The 20,464-nt window shown below is 64.6% G+C and carries 19 protein-coding genes; 6 read left to right on the forward strand and 13 right to left on the reverse strand.

Features of this window, described 5'->3' with window-relative positions; all coding sequences use genetic code 11:
* Nucleotides 1-33: 33 nt before the first annotated feature.
* From F0A16_RS05000 to F0A16_RS05010, 3 genes are all read right to left on the reverse strand, one after another.
* Nucleotides 34-1,080: a TRAP transporter substrate-binding protein gene (locus tag F0A16_RS05000; protein WP_239023714.1), complete on the reverse strand. Its 1,047-nt coding sequence runs from the start codon at nt 1,078-1,080 to the stop codon at nt 34-36.
* Between the two features lie 77 nt (nt 1,081-1,157).
* The gene (locus F0A16_RS05005; RefSeq protein ID WP_149434291.1) at nt 1,158-1,952 is read right to left on the reverse strand and encodes a putative hydro-lyase; all 795 of its coding nucleotides are present in this window, start codon (nt 1,950-1,952) and stop codon (nt 1,158-1,160) included.
* Between the two features lie 200 nt (nt 1,953-2,152).
* Complete coding sequence (locus F0A16_RS05010; protein WP_149434292.1) at nt 2,153-3,052, reverse strand: LysR family transcriptional regulator; 900 nt, start codon at nt 3,050-3,052, stop codon at nt 2,153-2,155.
* Between the two features lie 350 nt (nt 3,053-3,402).
* Here F0A16_RS05010 and ilvD point away from each other — a divergent pair, with 350 nt between their 5' ends.
* From ilvD to F0A16_RS05030, 4 genes are all read left to right on the forward strand, one after another.
* Nucleotides 3,403-5,112 carry a dihydroxy-acid dehydratase gene (ilvD, locus tag F0A16_RS05015; protein WP_149434293.1) on the forward strand — a complete coding sequence of 570 codons (1,710 nt, stop codon included), beginning with the start codon at nt 3,403-3,405 and terminating at the stop codon, nt 5,110-5,112.
* Between the two features lie 218 nt (nt 5,113-5,330).
* Entirely contained in the window at nt 5,331-6,512 is a 1,182-nt protein-coding gene (locus F0A16_RS05020) for a uroporphyrinogen decarboxylase/cobalamine-independent methonine synthase family protein (protein ID WP_149434294.1), read from the forward strand.
* Between the two features lie 97 nt (nt 6,513-6,609).
* Entirely contained in the window at nt 6,610-7,026 is a 417-nt protein-coding gene (locus F0A16_RS05025) for a hypothetical protein (protein WP_149434295.1), read from the forward strand.
* A gap of 90 nt (nt 7,027-7,116) precedes the next feature.
* Nucleotides 7,117-7,611: a metallophosphoesterase family protein gene (locus F0A16_RS05030; RefSeq protein WP_223119711.1), complete on the forward strand. Its 495-nt coding sequence runs from the start codon at nt 7,117-7,119 to the stop codon at nt 7,609-7,611.
* Between the two features lie 9 nt (nt 7,612-7,620).
* Here the strand turns inward: F0A16_RS05030 and F0A16_RS05035 are convergent, their stop codons facing one another.
* Nucleotides 7,621-8,835, reverse strand: coding sequence for a PQQ-dependent sugar dehydrogenase (locus F0A16_RS05035; protein WP_149434296.1), 1,215 nt, complete (start codon nt 8,833-8,835; stop codon nt 7,621-7,623).
* A gap of 190 nt (nt 8,836-9,025) precedes the next feature.
* Here F0A16_RS05035 and F0A16_RS05040 point away from each other — a divergent pair, with 190 nt between their 5' ends.
* Complete coding sequence (locus F0A16_RS05040) at nt 9,026-10,126, forward strand: AbrB family transcriptional regulator (RefSeq protein ID WP_239023715.1); 1,101 nt, start codon at nt 9,026-9,028, stop codon at nt 10,124-10,126.
* 62 nt (nt 10,127-10,188) lie between these two features.
* Here the strand turns inward: F0A16_RS05040 and F0A16_RS05045 are convergent, their stop codons facing one another.
* Nucleotides 10,189-10,557 (reverse strand): hypothetical protein, encoded by a 369-nt coding sequence (locus F0A16_RS05045; RefSeq protein ID WP_149434298.1) that lies wholly within the window; start codon nt 10,555-10,557, stop codon nt 10,189-10,191.
* A gap of 414 nt (nt 10,558-10,971) precedes the next feature.
* Here F0A16_RS05045 and F0A16_RS05050 point away from each other — a divergent pair, with 414 nt between their 5' ends.
* The gene (locus F0A16_RS05050) at nt 10,972-12,492 is read left to right on the forward strand and encodes an amino acid permease (protein ID WP_149434299.1); all 1,521 of its coding nucleotides are present in this window, start codon (nt 10,972-10,974) and stop codon (nt 12,490-12,492) included.
* A gap of 99 nt (nt 12,493-12,591) precedes the next feature.
* Here the strand turns inward: F0A16_RS05050 and F0A16_RS05055 are convergent, their stop codons facing one another.
* The 8 genes from F0A16_RS05055 to F0A16_RS05090 all read right to left on the reverse strand — a co-directional run bounded on the left by F0A16_RS05055 (nt 12,592) and on the right by F0A16_RS05090 (nt 20,408).
* Entirely contained in the window at nt 12,592-13,362 is a 771-nt protein-coding gene (locus tag F0A16_RS05055) for an ABC transporter substrate-binding protein (RefSeq protein ID WP_149434300.1), read from the reverse strand.
* Nucleotides 13,363-13,525: 163 nt separating this feature from the next.
* Nucleotides 13,526-14,656 (reverse strand): succinylglutamate desuccinylase/aspartoacylase family protein, encoded by a 1,131-nt coding sequence (locus F0A16_RS05060; protein WP_149434301.1) that lies wholly within the window; start codon nt 14,654-14,656, stop codon nt 13,526-13,528.
* A 67-nt stretch (nt 14,657-14,723) separates the two neighbouring features.
* Nucleotides 14,724-15,545: a transporter substrate-binding domain-containing protein gene (locus F0A16_RS05065; protein WP_149434302.1), complete on the reverse strand. Its 822-nt coding sequence runs from the start codon at nt 15,543-15,545 to the stop codon at nt 14,724-14,726.
* Nucleotides 15,546-15,613: 68 nt separating this feature from the next.
* Nucleotides 15,614-16,342, reverse strand: a complete 729-nt coding sequence (locus F0A16_RS05070; protein WP_149434303.1) for an ABC transporter permease — start codon at nt 16,340-16,342, stop codon at nt 15,614-15,616.
* Complete coding sequence (locus F0A16_RS05075; RefSeq protein WP_149434304.1) at nt 16,330-17,046, reverse strand: ABC transporter permease; 717 nt, start codon at nt 17,044-17,046, stop codon at nt 16,330-16,332. Before F0A16_RS05075 ends, F0A16_RS05070 begins: the two co-directional genes overlap by 13 nt.
* Nucleotides 17,047-17,059: 13 nt before the next feature.
* Complete coding sequence (locus F0A16_RS05080) at nt 17,060-17,830, reverse strand: ABC transporter ATP-binding protein (protein WP_149434305.1); 771 nt, start codon at nt 17,828-17,830, stop codon at nt 17,060-17,062.
* Between the two features lie 316 nt (nt 17,831-18,146).
* Nucleotides 18,147-19,148, reverse strand: coding sequence for a succinylglutamate desuccinylase (locus F0A16_RS05085; RefSeq protein ID WP_149434306.1), 1,002 nt, complete (start codon nt 19,146-19,148; stop codon nt 18,147-18,149).
* 228 nt (nt 19,149-19,376) lie between these two features.
* Nucleotides 19,377-20,408 (reverse strand): SMP-30/gluconolactonase/LRE family protein, encoded by a 1,032-nt coding sequence (locus tag F0A16_RS05090; RefSeq protein WP_149434307.1) that lies wholly within the window; start codon nt 20,406-20,408, stop codon nt 19,377-19,379.
* Nucleotides 20,409-20,464 lie beyond the last annotated feature (56 nt).

Consider the following 20,464-nt stretch of genomic DNA (forward strand, 5'->3'; position numbering starts at 1 on the left):
CCGGGCACCGGCGTGCCCGGCCCTGCGACCCGTTTACTTGACGATGGGGAGCGCGACCAGCGGTGCGACGTTCGCGTTCCAGAGCGAGATCGTCTCGTCATCGATCCGCGAGGCCCAGCTCGGCAGTACGGCACCGACCAGCGCCTGGTGGGCGCGCTCGCGGTCGGCATCGGTCACTTCGACCAGTGTCATGTCGCCCGGCTTGCCGTGTTCGCACTCTCCATTGCCGGTCAGGCAGGCGATGCCCTGCTGCTCGTCCTTGGCCAGGTTGTTCCACACCGGATCGATGAAGCCGGGTTCGATCTGGTCTTCGATGGTCTGCTTGGTCTCGTCGTCGAGCGAGTTCCAGGTGTCGTTGCTGACCGCGGTAATGACGGTGTCCCAGCCGCCGATCGGTAGCGGCAGCAGATAATCGGCCACATCCTGCCAGCCGGAGTTGTAGCCGGAAAGCGAGCCGGTGACGGCACAGTCGATCACGCCGCGCTCCAGCGCGCCGGGTACCTCGTTGAAGGCCATGACCGTGCTCTGGGCACCGATGGCGGAGAGGAACTCCGCCGTGGTGCGGCCACTGGCGCGAACCTTCTTGCCCTGCAGATCGCCGAGTCCCGTGATCGGCGTGTTGCAGAACACCACCTGCGGCGTGTTGGGCGCGATCGCTAGCACATGCGCATTGTAGTGAGACTGCATCGTCTTTTCAGCGATCGGCATGAACGCCTCGCTGACCTCGCGTGCCTTGACGGGGTCGGTGGTCATCATCGGCAGGTCGAGCCCCTCCAACGCCGGCGCCTCGCCGCCGACATAGTCCGAGAACGTCATGCCGACATTGAACAGGCCGTTTTTCAGGTAGTTGAAGACATCGCTGCCTTCGATACCCATCTGATCGAAGGTCGTCATCTGCACGCTGATGTTGCCATCGCTGGCTTCGGGCAGCGTCCGGGTCCAGAACGGTGCCTCGAAGTTCTTGTGCAGCGAGACCGCGCTCCAGGTGCCGACGACGTTGAGATTCGTCTCCGCCATCGCTGGCTGCGCCAGGCCGAGGGTCAGAGTAGATAGGGCCAGGCTGGTGAGGATCGTTTTCATCTTTGGCTCTCGCATTATTGAGGTTGTTGTGCGGGTCGTATGGATAATCGGGCCGCGACATTGTCGCGGCGGCGGGTTCAGCGATACTTCAGACGGTAGTTCGGCACGTCCGTGATCAGCATGTGCCCCGGCGCGTGTGCCATCGCGAAGGGTAGCTTCGCATTCATCAGCGCGACCTGCGGCGTCACCCCGCAGGCCCAGAACACTGGAATATCGCCGGCTTCCATCACCGGCGGATCGCCGAAGTCCGGCTTGTGGATATCGTCGATGCCGATCAGCTCCGGTCGCGCCAGATGCAGGGGGGCGCCATGAACGCTGGGCATGTCGGTGGTGATCTGCACGGCGCGGATGGCATCGGCCGGCGACATGGCGCGCATCGAAACGACGTAGTTGCCGTGGAACGGGCCGGCGGGAATCAGCGGAACACGGGTTCGGTACATCGGTACGATGGTGCGCGCGGCCATATGGCGAACCGGCACGCCCTCGGCAAGCAGCGGCTCCTCGAACGAGAACGAGCAGCCGATCGAGAAGGTCACCAGATCGTCGCGCCAGCGGGAGACGAGATCGGCTGGCTCGTCGACCAGTTCGCCGTGTTCGTAGACGCGGTAGCGGGGTACGTCGGTGCGCAGGTCGATCGCGTCTCCCAGTGCCTGCGGATGAAAGCTGCCCGGTTCGCTGACATCGAGCACCGGACAGGCCGCTCGATTGGCCATACAGAAACGCAGGAAGGCGCTGGCGTAGGCCTCGGGGATGATGACCAGATTGGCCTGGGCGTAGCCATTGGCGATACCGGTGGTCGTGTTGGACCAGTCGCCGCGACGGATGGCGGCGCGCGCATCGGTCGGAGAGACGGTGGCGTCGAGAGAGGTCATTTCATCGATCCTGATTGTCATTGTCGTGGCAGCTTCGACCGCCAAGGCCGGACGCCACCTTATGCAATCCAACGCTATGGGTTCACGGCGCATCAATCCAATCGATTTTTATGATTCCCTTTCATCGGTAAAACCTTTCAACGTCAGGTTCATCGACAAAGCCCTCCAACATGAGGCCCATCGGCAAAGTCTTTTCAGCGTCAGGCGTGCTCGCGCTGGTCCCGTTGGCCGAGTTCGATCGCCAGGTCGATGACGCCATCGGCCAGCGCCTTGTCGATGTGCTGTGGCCAGGAGGCAGCGAAGTCCAGTCGTGGCAGATCACAGGGCAGTGTGACGAGCTCGCCGCGGGCGATCTCCTGCTCGACGATGCGGGGCGGGATGGCACCGACGCCGATACCATCCAGCGCCAGGCGCACGATGGTCCAGACCGAGCCGGAGCAGTGCAGCTTGATCCGCTCCAGGCGCTGCTGATGCAACAGAGACTGCAACTCCCGATAGGGGCGGCTGTCGCTGGCGAAGGTGATCAGCGGCGTGCCGCTGCGTTCCAACGCTGCCAGTGAAAAGGTGTCGGGATCGAACGCCAGGCACGGATTGACGATCAAGCCGGTCGGGTAGTGGCACAGCGGACGATTGAGGATGTCCTGGGCATCGACCGGCCCCAGCGTGAAGGCCATGTCGATCTGGCGGTTGAGCAGGCGGTTGGCGAGCCCCGGCGTGCCATCCACCTCGAGCTGAAGCGTCATGTCGGGAAAGCGGTTGGCGAGCTCGGCAATGAACGCCGGCAACCAGCTGTGAGCGATGGTCTCGACCACGCCGAGGCGCAGCACACCCTGGAAAGGGTTGTTGGCCTCGAGCATCGCCATCGCTTCCTGGCGCGTCTCCAGCATGTGCTGAGCGTGGCGGTAGAACTGTCGGCCTTTCGGCGTGGGCTGGATCTGACGCTGGGCGCGATCCAGTAACGGCCCGCCTACGAAGTCCTCGAGCCGGGCAATGCGGTCCGAGATGGAAGGCTGGGTCAGGTACAGGTGCTGTGCCGCGAGGCGGAACGATCCCAGGCGTACGATCCAGACGAAGGCTTCGATTTCCTTGAAGTCGAACATGGCGGCCTCGTTTGGCGTTCGGTGAGGGCGAAAAATGCAACGCCCGTCAGTATTGCATGGATGGCCGCTCTCAAGAGACGCGCGATTTCCGGCATCGTCGGATGTCCGCGCGCGCTCGGTGCCGTTACAATGGGGCCACCCTTTCTGTATCGGGCGCGTCCGATTCGCTTCACGAGAGCCGCTTCACAAGAGCCATCGCGTCCGAGCATTGTCATGTGACCGTGACACCTCGATGCACGCCGACCGTCATCTCTTGCTGCATCACTTCAGCCGGCATGTGTCGCTCAACCTTAGCCCGACGAGGCAGCCGAATCGTCCTCGAGGCGAACAGACGAAAACAGGAGCGCTTGATGAGTCAGGATTACCCGGAAAATACCGACCACCGTCGCCGCCACTCCGCCAACGTGGTCGATGGCCCCGGCAAGGCCGCCAGCCGCGCGATGCTGCGCGCCGTCGGTTTCACCGACGAGGACTTCAAGAAACCGCAGGTGGGCATCGCCTCGACCTGGAGCCGGGTGACGCCGTGCAACAGCCATATCAACGTGCTGGCGGAAGCGGCCAGTGACGGCGCCGACGCTGCCGGTGGCAAGGGTGTGATCTTCAACACCATTACCATTTCCGATGGCATCGCCAACGGCACCGAGGGCATGAAGTACTCGATGGCCTCGCGCGAGATCATCGCCGATTCCATCGAGGCGGTCTCCGGCTGCGAGGGGTTCGACGGGGTGGTCGCCATCGGCGGCTGCGACAAGAACATGCCCGGCTGCATGATCGGCCTGGCGCGTCTCAACCGGCCCAGCATCTTCGTCTACGGCGGTACCATCCAGCCCGGTGCCGGGCACACCGACCTGGTCTCGGTATTCGAGGCGATGGGCGCCTACTCCCAGGGCAACAAGTCGCTGATCGAGGTCAAGCAGATCGAGGAGGTCGCCATTCCCGGGCCGGGCTCCTGTGGCGGCATGTACACCGCCAACACCATGGCCTCGGCGATCGAGGCCATGGGCATGAGCCTGCCCAATTCGTCGGCTCAGGACGCGGTGTCCCAGAGCAAGAAGGACGATAGCCGCGCTGCCGGCGAAGCCGTGCTCAAGCTGCTCGAACTGGACATCAAGCCTTCGGACATCATGACCCGCAAGGCGTTCGAGAACGCCATCACCGTGGTCATCGCCCTGGGCGGCTCCACCAATGCCGTGCTGCACCTGATCGCCATGGCCAATACCATCGGCGTCGAACTCGCGCTCGACGATTTCACCGAGATCGGCAAGCGCGTGCCGGTGCTCGCCGACCTTCGCCCCAGCGGCCATTACCTGATGAGCGAACTGGTGGCGATCGGCGGCATCCAGCCGATGATGAAGATCCTGCTCGACGCGGGACTGCTCCACGGCGATTGTCTGACCGTGACCGGCAAGACACTGGCCGAGAATCTGGCCGGCGTGACGCCTTATCCGACGGGGCAGGAAATCATCAAGCCGCTGGATGCACCGATCAAGTCGAGCAGCCACCTGCGTATCCTCTACGGTAACCTGGCGCCCGAAGGTGCGGTGGCCAAGATCACCGGCAAGGAAGGCACGCGCTTCACCGGGCGTGCTCGCGTATTCAATTCCGAGGAGGAAGCCCAGGCGCGCATCAACGACCTCACCGTGGTCGCCGGCGATGTCGTCGTCATCCGCTACGAAGGGCCGAAGGGAGGGCCGGGCATGCGCGAGATGCTGACGCCCACCTCCGCGATCATGGGTCGTGGCCTGGGCGACAAGGTGGCGTTGATCACCGACGGTCGCTTCTCCGGCGGCAGCCACGGCTTCGTGGTCGGCCACATCACGCCGGAAGCCTTCGTCGGTGGCCCCATCGGCCTGGTCGAGGACGGTGACGAGATCACCATCGACGCCGAGAACGATGTCATGACCCTGCACGTCGACGATGCCGAGATGGAGCGGCGTCGCGCGGCCTGGCAGCGTCCGGCACCGCGCTACACCCGCGGGACGCTGGCCAAGTACGCCAAGACGGTCAGTTCCGCATCGAAAGGCGCGGTCACCGACCTGCCGGAGGCGCTGGAGGACTGAGCCGGCGACGAGTCGGCCGGCGCGGTCGCCTCCGCTGAATGAACGCCCCGAGGTTCGCCCTCGGGGCGTTTTTCGTGGGTAGGCGCCTGTTGCCGCTAATCATGAGGCCGGTTCATGATAGAGCTGCACAACTTTCATGCAGCCGTGCGTCTACTTGGCCTCTGGCTTGGGTATCCTTGGCGGCTGATTCATCACTACGATCCCGCCGAGGAACCCCCATGCAGACCAGCCGCGACCGCATCATCACCACCCACACCGGCAGCCTGCCGCGCACGCCGGCGCTGTCGCGCATGCTGGTCCTGCGCGAGCAGGGCAAGCCGGTCGACAGCGCGGCGTTCGAGGCCGAGGTCGCGCGCTGCCTGGATGGCGTGATCGGCGCCCAGCTCGCCGCCGGGCTCGACAGCATCAACAACGGCGAGGCGCCGCGGGTGGGTTTCTCGACCTATGTCACCGAGCGCATGAGCGGCTTCGGCGGCGAGGGGCGGCGCAAGCCGACGCTGGATATCCAGAAGTTCCCGGGCTATGCCGAGCACATGGCGCGTCAGATCGGCGTCTCCGAGGATCTGGCCAAGGTGTGGAACACCCCGCTGGCACAGCGCGCAGTTCAGTACGACCCGACGCTGGCCGGGGTCAAGGCGGAGCTGGCCTCGTTCGAGGTTGCGCTTGCCGGCAAGCCGGCACCGCGGGAGACCTTCATGACCGCGGCCTCCCCCGGCGTGGTCACCACCACCATGCTGCGCGCCCAGGACAACCCCGATTATCCCACCGACCGCGACTACGTGCTCGCCGTTGCCCGCGAGCTGAAGCAGGAGTACGAGGCGATCGTGGCCGCCGGCCACGTGCTGCAGCTGGATGCTCCGGACCTGGCCATGGAGCGCGTGATCCTGTTCGGCGATGCCGACCTGGGCACCTTCCTCGAGCGCGTCGAGCTGCACGTCGAGGCGATCAACCTGGCGCTGGAGAACATCCCGGCGGACAAGGTGCGCCTGCACGTCTGCTGGGGCAACTGGCAGGGGCCGCACCAGGACGACGTGCCGGTGGCCGAGCTGTTGCCGATCCTCTACCGGGCCAAGGTGGGGGCGCTCAGCATCCCGCTGGGCAACCCGCGCCACGAGCATGAGACGGTCTCGTTCAAGACCCATCCGCTGCCGGATCACATGCTGCTGATGCCGGGGGTGATCGACGTCACCACCAACTATCTCGAACACCCCGAAGTGGTGGCCAACCGTATCTGCGCCTCGGTCGATGCCATCGGCGACCGCGAGCGGGTGGTGGCGGGCACCGACTGCGGCTTCGGTACCTTCGCCAGCTACGAGTTCGTCGCCCAGGACGTGGCCTGGGCCAAGCTCAAGGCGTTGAGCGAAGGCGCGGCGATCGCCACCCAACGTCTCTGGGGCTGAGTGCGCCCTGCGAATCGCGCTCTTGCAATCGGTAACCTCATGGATGCCGAGGCTCTCCTATACTGCGAAGGCAAATGGCACAACAGGGAGAGGTGCAATGTCGTCTAAATGGATGAATGCCGGGCTGGGCCTGGCGCTGACTACGCTGCTGTCCGCCGGCGACGCCATGGCGCAGGACAAGACGAGCGATCAGCCCAACGTGAACAAGCAGGAGGGGGCGCAGACCAACGAGCAGGAGGCGGCCCACGAAACCGAGACTCAGTCGGAGGGCGCGCCTGCGCTGGCGCAGCAGTGCCAGGATCTCGCGCTGCAGGAAGATGATGCCGCCGAGAAGATGGAGGGGCTATCCATCTACGAGACCAACGCCAGCGATTACCAGAAGGGCGAGGCGTATGAACTCACCGTCGATCTGCTCGGCGAGGGCAATGCGAAGTACAACCTGACCTGCCAGGTCGATGCTGACGGCAACATGACCTACGAGGGCATGGGCAAGTCCACCAGCGTCAAATCATGAAGCGGACTCGTGCAACGTTTCAGACGGCCCCTCGGGGCCGTTTTCGTTTGCACGCCTCGGTCGCCACGACTTTTCATCAGGAGGTCACCGATGAGCATCACCGCAGATATTGTCGAAACGATGTCTCCGGTCGGGATCCTCTCGGATACCCACGGATTGCTGCGTGATGAGGCGCTGGCGCTGCTGGCGGACTGTCATCCGCTGATTCACCTGGGAGACGTCGGCGATCCGGCCATTCTCGAGCGCCTGGCCGAGCGGGGGCCGTTGTACAGTGTGCGCGGCAATATCGACCGGGAAGGGGCGTGCGCGGCGCTGCCCTTCCATCGACTGCTGGTGATCAACGGCCGGGCGCTGCAACTGGTCCACGATGTCGCGGATGTGGACGAGAGCCTGGCTTGCGAAGCGGTGCTTCATGGCCACTCGCACAAGCCGCGCAACGAATGGCGGGGAGAAGGTGCCGAGCGGAAGCTATGGTTCAACCCCGGCGCGGCGGGCAAGCGTCGATTCCGCCTGCCGATCACGCTGGGCAAGCTGTGGATCGACGCCAACGGTATCCGTGGCGCGATCATGCACCTGCCGCTTTGAATGCGGGAGTCACTCCTGTTCGGGGGTGATCCGGATCAGCGCGCCGTTGGCCGAGTCCGTCAGCACCCACAGCGCGCCGTCGGGGCCCTCCGCGACGTCGCGCACGCGGCCCAGCTTCTCCAAAAGACGCTGTTCGCCGCTGACGCGCTTGCCGTCGAGCGTCAGCCTCACCAATCCGCCTGGCGACAGCGACGCGATGACGAGGTTGCCCTGCCAGCCGGGGAAGCGGTCACCCTGGTAGAACGTCATGTCGCCCGGCGCGATCACCGGGTCCCAGTAATAGATGGGCTGCTCCATGCCCTCCTTGGCGGTAATGCCCTCGCCGATGGGCGCCCCGCTGTAGTCCTCGCCGTAGGTGATCACCGGCCAGCCATAGTTATTGCCGGCTTCGGGCACGTTGAGCTCGTCGCCGCCCTTGGGTCCGTGCTCGATGGTCCAGAGTTCGCCGGTGCCGGGCTGTAGCGCCGCGCCCTGCACGTTGCGATGACCGTACGACCAGATCTCGGGCAGACCGGCGCTGCCATCGGCGAACGGGTTGTCGTCGGGAATCGAACCGTCGGCGTTGATCCGCACCACCTTGCCCAGATGCGTATCCCGATCCTGGGCCAGCTGGCGGGGTTCTGGCAGCGAGCGTTCACCCAGGGTCACGTAGAGCCGGTCCTGCTCGTCCCAGGTCAGCGTGGAGCCGAAATGCTTGGTGGAGTTCCAGGCCGGTGTCTGGCGAAAGATCACTTCGACATCCGTCAACCGGCCGTGGTCGTGGCTCAGGACGCCACGGGCGACCGCAGTGCCGTTCTCGCCGTCGTCTCTCGGCTCGGCGTAGCTGAAGTAGATGCGTCGGTTGTTGGCGAAGTCCGGGTCGAGCACCACATCGAGCAGGCCTCCCTGGCCGCGGGTATCGATCTCCGGCAGCCCCTCGATGGGCGCGGACAGCGTTCCGGCGTGCAGGTCGACGGCACGCAGGCGTCCGGGGCGCTCTGTCACCAGCGCCATGTCGTTGTTGACAAAAGCCAGGCCCCACGGATGCGCCAGCCCCTCGGTGACCGGCGTTGCCGTGAGCGCGACGTCGTCGTCGAGCGCCGGCGCGCGGGTCTGGCCGTCGAATGCCGGGGTCTGATCCGGCGCGTTGGGCGGGCCGCTCTGCACCGGCTCAGCGGCGAAAGCTTCGCCGCTGAGCGATAACAACAGGGCTGCACCGGGGAAGGTCACGAGATTTCGAAGCATGTCGGTCTCCATGGCGGGGGCTGGCATCGCGTCTGGTCCATTGACTGTAGCAGCCTTCCGAGTTCGTGTGAGCGGTGGTTCCCGGCGTGGGGGCGATGTGTCACTGACAGTTTGAAACCAAAGATTGTCGACAAACGATGCCGCGTCTTGGCCAAAGTTGATATCATTAGCCTTTTATCGGAGTTCGAACTTGCCCGCTGATCCTCCCGTGCCCCGCAACCCGCCATCTCGCTCCCGTCCTCCTGCGTGGATGCGTTGGCTGCTGCTCGTGATCGGCTGCGTCATTGCCAACCGGTTGTTGAATGCGGTGCACATGCCGGCTGGCGGGTTCATCGGCCCGATGGCGGTGTCGATCGTCTACGGGGTAATGGTCGGCGGCCTGAAGTTGCCTCGGACCGGTTTCAAGCTCAGCCAAGGCGTGATCGGTGTGCTGATCGCCCAGACGCTCACCCTGTCGGTCCTGTTCAAGATCCTCGATGCCTGGCCGGTGATGCTGATCGCCACGACGATCACGCTGCTGCTGAGCCTGATTGTGGGCATAGGGCTGGTGCGCTACGGCGGGTTGCCCGGCTCGACGGCCGCCTGGGGCACCACGCCGGGGGCCGCCGCGGCGATGGTCGCGATGGCCGAGGAGAGCGATGCCGATCCACGGATCGTGGCGGCGATGCAGTACGTGCGCGTGGTCTGCGTCGTGCTGGTGGGCGCCCTGGTCAGCCACTACCTTGGCGTGACGGACAGTGGCGGCGGCGAGCACGCTGCCAGCCTGCCCGGCAGCCTGGGAGAGCTGGGCAGTTTCGCCGCCACGCTCGCCATCGTCGTCGGCGGCGTGTGGCTATTCGACCGGCGGTTGCCCGCCGGCGCGTTGCTCGGCCCGGTGGTACTGGGTAGCGTCTTGAGCCTGAGCGGCGTCATCACCATCGTGCTACCCCAGCCGCTCCTCGAACTGGCCTACGGGGTGATCGGCGCCTACGTGGGATTGCGCTTCGACCGGGAGACGGTCCACAACATCGCGCGCTCGCTCGGCAAGATGATCTTCGCTTCGCTGGTCCTGATTGCGTTGTGTGCCGTTTCCGCCTGGCTGATGACGCTGTTGATGCATGCCACCTTCATTACCGCTTACCTGGGCACGAGCCCTGGCGGCCTCGATTCGATGACGATCATCGCGATCGATACGCATGCGGATGTGGGACTGGTGGTGGCGTTGCAGACGCTGCGGCTGTTTACCGTCGTACTGGTCGGGCCGGGGATGGCGAGATTGGTGGCGCGATTCGCCAAGCCGTCGACGACCTGATGAAGGTGCCGAGGCCAGGCATCCTCGACCCTCTACCCTCTCTCGGCAAAGCCCAGTCGAGCCTAGTGGAGGCTCCATTGCCAGCGCTTGTGCCTGTGACGTCGTGGCGCCGGCGTGTGGCTGCGTACACGGCTGACCCAAGCCTGCCGCGCTTCCCAGCGGATCAGGTAGACGGTCTCGCCATCACGTAGCGGGGGGTTGGCGGGATCGATCAGGACCGCGTCGAACCAGCGTGAGAGATGATAGACCTGAAGCTTGCCACTGACGGGGTGGGTGGCAACCTGAACGGCGGCTTCCGCGCCGCTGCCGCTGTTCGGTCGGAGTGACAGGGCGATCCAGCCTGGCATGCGATATCGAAAGATCACGGCAATCGAGCACAGCCCCAGCCAAAAGATGATCTCTCCCGACGTTGTACTGAGCCATTGCTCCATGGAACCCCCTGCGATTCGGTGGCGATAGCGTCCAGTGATGGGCAATCGTCCTTATCTGCGGTGCCTTCAAGAGCCCCGTCTGTCTCTACTGGTTCTACGCGCTATCGTTACCAGCAGAATACGGATAGCCAGTGCGGCTCTCCACATCAGAACGGTAAACAATTGCTGTCTTACGTAGCGGTCCACAGTGATTATTGCGGTGATTTCCCGACCCGCGAGACGGCTCTCCTCGTTCCTTCCTCTTAGTCACTGTTCCATTTGCGTCATGGGATTTGCGGGCGAGCAGGGTCTGCAGTATTTCTGAAAGCGCAGGCTCTCCTCGTGTCATGGGGAGACAGAACGTGGCATGCGGCGGCCGACCTCACGAGCCGGCACCGTCGACAACAATGACAACGACAGCGGCGAGAGGCGGACATGAAACAGCAATCCTCCAACATTCAATACCGGCAGGAAGACGCCAGTTACTTCGAACAGCGCGGGCTTAGCCGATATGCCGGGCCCTGGTCGCTATGGGCACTGGGCGTCGGGGCGGTCATTTCCGGGCACTATTCCGGCTGGAATCTGGGGCTCTCCATCGGCGGATGGGGCGGCATGGCGATCGCGACCGCCTTGATTGCGATCATGTATCTGGGGCTGACATTCTGTATCGCCGAGATGTCCCCGGCGTTACCGCACACGGGTGCGGCGTACTCCTTCGCGCGCTCTTCGATGGGGCCGTGGGGTGGCTTCATCACCGGCCTGTGCGAGAACGTCGAGTACATCCTGACGCCGGCGGTCATCGTCTTCTTCATCGGCTCCTATCTGGGCAGCATCTTCGAAACGCCGGCGGCGATGCAGCCGCTATGGTGGGTGATAGGCTATATCCTGTTCGTGGGGCTCAACATCGTCGGCGTTGAGCTGTCGTTCAAGGTGACCCTGACGGTGACACTGATGGCGCTGGCGGTGCTGATCGTGTTCTGGGTATCGGCGATTCCCAACATCGACTTCTCCACCTGGGCGCTCAATATCGGCAGCGACGGCGAACGGTTGGAGGGCGGCGGCGGACCTTTGTTGCCGATGGGCCTCGGCGGTGCGCTGGCGGCGATGCCGTTTGCGGTGTGGCTGTTCCTGGCGATCGAGCAATTGCCACTGGCGGCGGAGGAGTCGGTCGACCCCAAGCGGGACATGCCCAAGGGCATCATTCTGGGGATGATCACACTGATCGTCTCCGCCTCGATGGTGCTGTTCCTCAACCCCTCGTTGGTCGGCGTCGGGGCCTACGCCCTCGGCCGGAGCGGCGAACCGCTGCTGGACGGCTTCGCGGCGATCTACGGTAGTGGCCTGGCCAAGGTACTGGCGCTGGTGGCGATCATCGGGCTGATCTCCAGCTTCCACACCATCATCTTCGCCCAGGGTCGTCAGATCTATTCGCTGTCGCGTGCCGGCTACTTTCCCACCTGGCTGTCGGTCACCCACGGCACCCGCAAGACGCCGCACGTGGCGATGATCGCCGGTGCCTGCCTGGGGCTCGTCATCATGCTGATACTGTTCACCGGCCTGGGAATCGATCAGGGGTCGGCGGTGATCGGCGGCACCCTGCTCAACATGGCGGTGTTCGGTGCCATGTGCTCCTACATCGCCCAGGCCGCGTCGTTCATCCTGCTGCGCAAGAACCGCTCCGACATTCCGCGCCCCTACCGCAGCCCGTTCGGGGTGTCCGGCGCCTGGGTCACCATCGTCATCGCGCTGGTGACGCTATTTTTCCAGTTGAGCGATCCCACCTACCGTATCGGCATCCTCGGCGTCATCGTCTGGTTCGCCGTGGCGATCGCCTATTTCGCCCTGGTCGGTCGTCATCGGCTGATCCTGTCGCCGGAGGAGGAGTTCGCCATGGCGCGACGCGAGGCGACAGGCGAGGATGCCGAGACGGCACCCGCCATACGGCCGGGAAGCTGATCGCATCGGATGGCGCAAACGACAAGGCCCCGATCCGGGGATCGGGGCCTTGCGCTCGAGGACCTGACGGGAGGCGGAAAACGCCGCCGCCGACGGCAATCACTGCTGGGTCTTGAAGTACTTGTCGTAGATCGTCTGGTAGGTGCCGTTGTCCTTCAGCGTGGCCAGGGCATCGTCGAAGCGCTCGGCGAGTTCCTTGTCGCGGGGACGGAAGGCGATACCGAAGCCTTCGCCGAAGTATTTTTCCGGCTCGCTGATCATGTCGCCGACGGTGACGTAGTTGCCATCCTTGCTGTCCAGCAGCGTGGATTTGCCCACCGGGAAATCGAGGAAGGCGATGTCGACGCGTCCGGCATCCATGTCCAGTACCAGGTCGTCGGCGGTGGTGTAGCGGCTGATGTTGGCATCGTCACCGTACATGTCGGTCACGTAGTTGTCCTGCAGCGTGCCGCGCTGGACGCCGATGGTCTTGCCCTTGAGCGACTCGGGGTAGGTGGTTTCGATGCCGCTGTCGGCAGCCGCGAACCAGGCGGAGGGCGGCTTGATGTACGGATCGGAGAAGAGCACGGTCTGGCGGCGCTCGTCGTTGATCGTCATCGACGACATGATGGCGTCGTACTTGCGTGCCAGCAGGCCGGGGATGATGCCGTCCCAGGCCTGGACGACCCACTCGCAGTCGGCCTTGATCTGTTCGCACATGGCGTTGCCGAGCTCGATGTCGAAGCCGGTCAGTTCGCCGTCCGGGGTGCGATATTCCATCGGCTCGTAGGGAACGTCGACACCGATACGCAGTTGTTCGGTGTCCTGGGCCTGGGCGACGCCCGCGATCAGCGCGGCGCCGAGCAGGCTGGTGGTCAGCAGTTTTTTCATGGATCGCTTCTCTCTTGTGATGCGTGTGTTCTTGTGTGTCGCGACTCGGTCCCGGTCCGTCCGACGCTTCGTGGGCGGCGAACGATCCACGACATCCGATGGATGACAACCGCAGCATAACGAAAGCTTACACGGTTGAATATCACCCCGATCAACGCTTGGCTCACGGCGCCAGCAGGTAGCCACTGCGGTGACTGCGGTGGCCGGCGATATCGGCGACGATCATGCCCGCCGTGGCCATGCGGCGCTGGCTGCGCGCGTAGAACATGCCCGCCTGCGGTGCGCGGACCGGCTCGACGCGATCGCTGATCGGGTCGATGATCTCGGCGATGAGCTGCCCGGCTTCGACGGTCATGCCTGGCGTGGCGTGGAAAACCAGCAGCCCGCCGATCGGCGCATGCAGGAAGTCCATCGCCGCCAGTTCGGTGGCGGGATAGGGCAGCCCGGGCAGGGGCGGCGCCTCGCCGGCGACGAGTCCCAGGTGCCGGAGCCAGTCGATGATCGCCTGGGCGTCGTGCGCGGCGAGATCGTGATCGACGTCGCGCTGGCCGCGTAGCTCCAGCGTCACCGACTGGCAGCCGTAATCGAGTGGGAAACGGTCGCCGAAGGTCTGCTGCAGCCGCTCCCACACCAGCGTGAAGCACTCGTCGAACGACTGCCCGCCGGAATCGGTCGCCAGCATGTTGGCCTTGGCGCCGAAGTAGCGTGCCAGCGGCTCGAACACCGGCCACGCCGCCGGGGTGGTGTAGAGGTGCTCCACCGCATCGAAATCGCAGTGCAGGTCGAGCACGAAATCGGCGCGACAGGCCAGGCGCTGCAGGGTCAGACGCATCGACTCCAGCGTGGTGGTCGGCCCGGTCTTCCCGAGAGCCGCATCGAGCGCGGCCTCGAACCGGTCGCGAATCACGTCGCGGTTGTGGGCGATGTCGTCGTTCAGCGCGGCGTCCAGGCCATCGGCGATCTCGTCGGCGACGTTGGCGTAGCGGCGGTTGAAATTGGTCAGGCTCTCGAAGTCATAGCGGCCCAGCGGCGTATCCATCAACTGCTGGTCCAGGCCCACCGGGTTGGCCACCGGGACGAGGGTGACACGACAGGCCAGCTGGCCCTGGGCTTCGAGTTCGGCCAGGCGCTGTTTCAGGGTCCAGGCCACCAGCATGCCGGGCAGCTCGTCGGCGTGCAGGGCACCCTGTATGTACAGATGGCGCTCGGCGTCCGCCGGGCCGTAGTGAAAGCTGTCGATCTGTCGCTCGGTGCCTGGCACCGGGCTGGTCAATGGGTGTTTCCGGTGTTCCACGACGCTTCCTCGGCTCGAGAATCGGGAGGCCCGGTCGCTGGCGCGGCATCGACCGGGCGGGGCTGGGTTACTGGGCGCAGTCGGCTTCGCTGGGACGCACCGACAGATCGTAGTCGAAGTACTGCTCCATCAGCTTGTCGAAGGTGCCGTCGGCGTACACCTCGCAGATCGCCTTGTCGAACTTGGCGGCCAGCGCCTTGTCGCGCTGGCGGAACGCCATGGCGGCACCCTTGCCGAAGATCGACGTCGGCGTCTTGATGCTGTCGCCGAGCTGCTTGTAGGGGCTGTCGTCCTGACGGAAATCGATGGCATCAACGGCGATCGGGAAGTCCTCGAAGGTCAGGTCGAGACGGCCGGACTGGAGGTCGTTGACCACCTCCTGGGAGGAGCCGTAGCGGTGGATGTCGAGGACGTCGCCGTACTCCTGGGTGACGTAGACGTCGCGAATGGTACCGCGCTGCACGCCGACGGAGAGGCCCTCGAGGGACTGCTTGTCGTCGATGTCGATGTCGCGATCCCGTGCGGTGATCCAGACGCTCGGCGTGTTGTAGTAGGGCAGCGAGAACATCACCTGGCGCTCGCGCTCCGGGGTGATCGCCATCGAGGAGAGGATGGCGTCGTACTTGCGCGCCAGCAGGCCGGGAATGATGCCGTCCCAGCTTTGTTCGACCCAGCTGCACTCGAGGTTGGCGCGAGCGCACAGCTCGTTGCCGAGGTCGATCTCGAAGCCCTCGAGCTTGCCGTCGGCATCGCGCATGACGAACGGCTCGTAGGGTACGTCGATGCCCAGACGAACGGTGTCCTTGTCGTCCTGAGCCATGGCCTGGCCGAGGATCTGGCCCGACACGAGTGCGCCGGCGAGCAGGGCGCTGGTGATCCACTTGTTCATATTCGACTCTCTTGTGATGGGTAGTTGATGGTCGGGAAGACGGGCCGTCGTGGCCGTGTCGCCGGCAATCAGGCCCGTGGGCGCAGATGCGCCAGCAATCGTTTCTCCAGCCTGCGGAACACGAACATGATGCTGAAGGTCAGGCAGAGATAGATCAGCGCCACGAAGATGAACGCCTGGAACGGCGCGTAGAAGCGGGCGTAGACGTAGTACGCCGCACCGGTCAGGTCCATGATCGTCACCACGCTGGCGACGGCGCTGGCGTGGAGCATGAAGATCACTTCGTTGCCGTAGGCCGGCAGGGCGCGGCGGAAGGCGCTGGGCAGGATGATACGACGCATCATCAGCTTGCGTGACATGCCGTAGGCGCGGGCTGCCTCGATCTCGCCCTTGGCGGTATTCTTGATCGCGCCATGGAAGATCTCGGTGGTATAGGCCGCCGTGTTGAGCGTGAACGCGATCAGTGCCGGGAAGAACGCCTGCTTGAACACCACCCAGAAGATGCTGTCCTGGATGCCGTCGAAGAAGACCACGCCGTAGTAGACCAGATAGAGCTGGATCAGCAGCGGCGTGCCGCGGAAGACGTAGGTGTAGGCGTAGATCGGTAGCTTGATCCAGCGACGCTTCGAGCCGCGGCCGATGGCCAGGGGCACCGCCAGGATCACGCCGATCAGCAGCGACAGGAAGACCAGCTGCACCGTCGTGACGAGCCCGCCCCAGTAGAAGCTCAGCGTATTGGCGGTGAAGATCAGGTTGCCGGACAGCAGTTCGGTGAACCAGCCGTTCAATTGTTCCATTCGCTGGACTCCCCGAAGCCGGTGTTATAGCGCTTGGTCAATTTGGCGAAGCCCCACTCGGAAAGCGTGGCGATCAGCAGGTAGATCAGCGCCACCGGGATCATGAACAGGAAGGGCTCGTGGGTCGCCTTGGTCGCCTCGGCGGCCACCCGGACCATGTCGGTCAGGCCGATGATCGAGACCAGCGCCGTGGTCTTGAGCAGCACCATCCAGTTGTTGCCGATCCCCGGCAGGGCATGGCGCATCATCAGCGGAAACCGGACGCGCCGGAAGGCCAGCAGCGGGCTCATGCCGTAGGCCCGCGCGGCTTCCATCTGCCCCTCTTCGACCGACTGGAAGGCGCCGCGGAAGGTTTCGCCCATGTAGGCCCCGAAGATCAGGCCGATGGTGATGACGCCCGCCACGAAGGCGTCGACGTTGATGAAGATGTCGATATCGAAGGCGTAGTAGAGCTGGTCGGTGAGCATGTTGATCCCGATCTGGCCGCCGTAGAACAGCAGCATCATCAGCACCAGGTCCGGCACGCCGCGCACCAGCGTGGTGTAGAGCGTGCCGATGCCGTGAACCAGCCGGTTGCGCGACAGCTTGGCGCTGGCGGTCAACAACCCCAGGATGACTGCCAGTATCAGCGAGAGCACGGCCAGTTCGACGGTGACCAGTGCCCCCTCGAGCAGCCGCGGGCCGTAGCCTTGCAGGTCGATCATGATGGTGTCCGCCTCAGTGCTTGGGCGCCAGGAACTGGCGCAGGCGCTCGGAGCGCGGGTTGTCGAGGACATCGGCCGGCTCGCCAACCTCTTCGACCACGCCCTGATGCAGATAGATCACCTGGCTGGAGACATCCCGGGCGAAGGCGATCTCGTGGGTCACCAGAATCATGGTACGGCCCTCGTCGGCGAGGTCGCGCATGACCTTGAGGACGTCACCGACCAGCTCCGGATCGAGCGCTGAGGTCGGCTCGTCGAACAGCATGACCTCCGGGTCCATCGCCAGGGCCCGGGCGATGGCGCCGCGCTGCTGCTGACCGCCGGACATCTGGGTCGGGAAGTAGTCGGCGCGATCCAGCAGACCGACGCGGTCGAGCAGGGCGCGGGCCTCGTCGATGGCCTGTTTCCTGGTTTTCTTCAGCACATGGACCGGCGCCTCGATGACGTTCTCGAGCAGGGTCATGTGCGACCAGAGATTGAAGTTCTGAAACACCATCGAAAGCTTGGCGCGAATACGCTCAACCTGTTTCCAGTCGGCGGGCTCGCGGCCGTGCTTGGTGGCGCGGAAACCGATCGTCTCGTTGTGAACGATCAGCTCGCCTTCGTCGGGCTGTTCCAGCAGGTTCATGCAGCGCAGGAACGTGCTTTTCCCGGAACCGGAAGCGCCGATTAGCGTGATGACGTCGCCTTTCTGCGCCTGGAGAGAGATCCCCTTGAGTACCTCGTGATCGCCGAAGCGCTTCTTGATGCCCTTCGCTTCCAGGGGAATGGGGGTCGCGGCCATGATGTTGTCCACCGAGTGGGTTGGCTGGCTGGCGGGGAGCGACTTGGCGTCTGACGGCCCTTGTTGCTGTCGATCGTGCCATCGTCGATGGCGTGGGCGACGCCGACTCCCCGGCGAAAAATCCGGCGATTCTAGCAGTTTCGCCGTTAGGTTCCAGACAACGCCGGATCGGAGCGCCGGCGGGGAAAGGGCAGTGGAAGGTAATCGAACGGTAAGTCATTGTTCATTGTAGAAAACTCCTGGGTCGTGTTGTCATTGTTGAACGCATCGAAAATCGTCGTGCTCGACTCGGCGATCGTGGTCGTCGATGTCGTCGTCAGGGCGAGCCGGGAAGCCCGCAGGGCCGGACCAGCAGTGCCGCGCGCGCGCCGAGCTCGACGCGGGCGTTGGGAAAGACCACCGACAGCGGCGCCGTTTCCACCACGAAAGGCCCTGACACCGCGTCCTCGGCCAGCCTTTCTCCCACCGCGAACTCGCTGAAATTGGCGACGTCCTCGGCAAAGGTGAGTCGAAAGTCGTCGCTCGTGCGCATCAGCTCGAACGCAACCTGGAAGAACCGAAGGTCGGCCACGTTGCCGTCGGCGGGCGGGACGCCCTGCGCCAGAGCGGCGAGCCATGCCCGCATGCCGTGCAGGGCGTCGAGGTCGTTATCGCCGAAGGGGCGCACCTTGCCGAGTTCCAGCGTGTAGGCCTCGGCCGCGTGGTAGTGACGCGAGTAGTGGGAGAAGGTCCAGCTGTGTCGATGCTGCAGCAGCACGGCCTGCATGCCGGCCGCGGCCAGATCGGGCCATGCCGAGCGAGGCCGGGTCTCTGCCTGCCCGTCCGTATAGGGCACCACGGCGAAGCGCGGATAGCGACTGTCGCGTATGGCGGTGTGCATGTCGAGATGCAGCGGGCGATGGCGGTGGCGGGCGAAGAAGTCGTCGACCGCATGCATCAACGCCCGTGCCCGCTTGGGCTCCTCTCCCTCCTGGTCGAGCCCGCGCTGGAACAGACGGTTGAGATTGGTGTCGATGAAACGGGTCTGCGCGCGAATCGAGGGAATGTTGCCGAGAATGATCAGCAGCGGTGCGCCCAGCGCGAGACGCCCGGCCTCCAGCGCGGCGAGCAACTCGCCGACCAGTTCGATGGGTGCCGTCTCGTTGCCATGGATGCCTGCGGAAATCACCACGCTGCGCGCATCGGGAGCGGTGACATCCGGTGTCAGTTCGAGAATCCCCTCGCCATGGACACGGTAGCGCCCGCCGGGGGGCTGGCCCCTGGCGGGTCGACCGGCGACGCTGCCCTCCAGCGTTGCAGAGAGCCAGTCATCGAGCATGGGAATCTCGGGGCATCGAGACGCTTCCCGAACGCTCCTGAAACCACAGGAAGGACGCGGTCGGCGCGAACAGAGGTTGGATCGGGTTCATGCCGATTCTCGGCTGCTTCAGGGAAAGCCCAGCTTACCCCGATCGTGGGTCCCGACAAGCGACCTCGTCGATACACTGAAAAAACGCGGCCTCATCTTGAAAACCGGGGTCACCGAACCCGACGGTGGCGTTGGCTCTCATACCCCCCGGGTGCCGGTGTAGAGGGTATAGATCGAACGGCTCGCCGCCATCAGCAGCCGGTTGCGATGCTCGCCGACGAAACAGAGATTGGCGCACACCTCCGGCAGCAGGATCCGGCCGATGCGGTCCCCGTTGGGAGAGAAGATCGAGACGCCGTCGTGGCCTTCGCCGCCGGATGTCGCCGCCCACAGGTTGTCGTCCTGATCCAGGGTGATGCCATCGTAGGTCTCGGCGTCCTTGCTCGATACCAGCGTCTCGCGGTTGCTGAGCGACTGGCCGTCCTGGGAGAGCGCCCAGCGCGACACCGTTGCCGGGCGGTCGGGGAAGTGGGAGGGAGCGGTATCGCTGGCATAGAGCGTCCGGCCGTCGCCGGACAGGGCGATGCCGTTGGGCTTGCCCAGTTCGTCGCTCAGGAGTTTGGGGGCGTCCAGCGTGTCGTCGATGTAGTAGATCGCTGGCTTGATCTCCAGCTCTCGCTTCTCGCCCTCGTAATCGACGTGGGCGCCGTAGCCGGGATCGGTGAAGATCACCCCGTCGTTGGGCAGGATCACCAGATCGTTGGGGGCGTTCAGCCGCTTGCCCTGATAACGGCTGGCCAGCACGGTGGTGGTGCCATCCCATTCGTAGCGCACGACCCGCGCCGGTGAATGCTCGCAGGCGACCAGGCGACCGTGATGGTCGAAGGCATTGCCGTTGGAGTGGCCCACGCCTTCGCGCAATACGCTGACCTGTCCGGTCATCTCGTCCCAGCGCATCTGCCGGGCACGAGGAATATCGCTGAAGACCGCATAGCGGCCGACGGCGTTCCAGGCGGGGCCTTCGAGCCACAGCCCGCCGGACCAGTGGCGTTCGAGCGGCGTGTTGAAGAGATAGTAAGGCTTGAAGCGGTCGTCCAGCACCTGCCACGCCTCATCGGGATAGCGAGCGGGAGGGGCCTCGGGGATCCGAGCCAGTAGGCTGGGCGAAAACGCGACGGAGACGCCGATCAGGGCAGAGTTGCGTAGAAGCTGGCGGCGATCGAGGGTCATGGTGGGCTCCGGGTGAGAATGGCTGTACCCACTATAGAACGTCTTTCGGCAGCTAC

This window comes from Salinicola corii (assembly GCF_008298015.1).
GTDB classification, from domain to species: domain Bacteria; phylum Pseudomonadota; class Gammaproteobacteria; order Pseudomonadales; family Halomonadaceae; genus Salinicola; species Salinicola corii.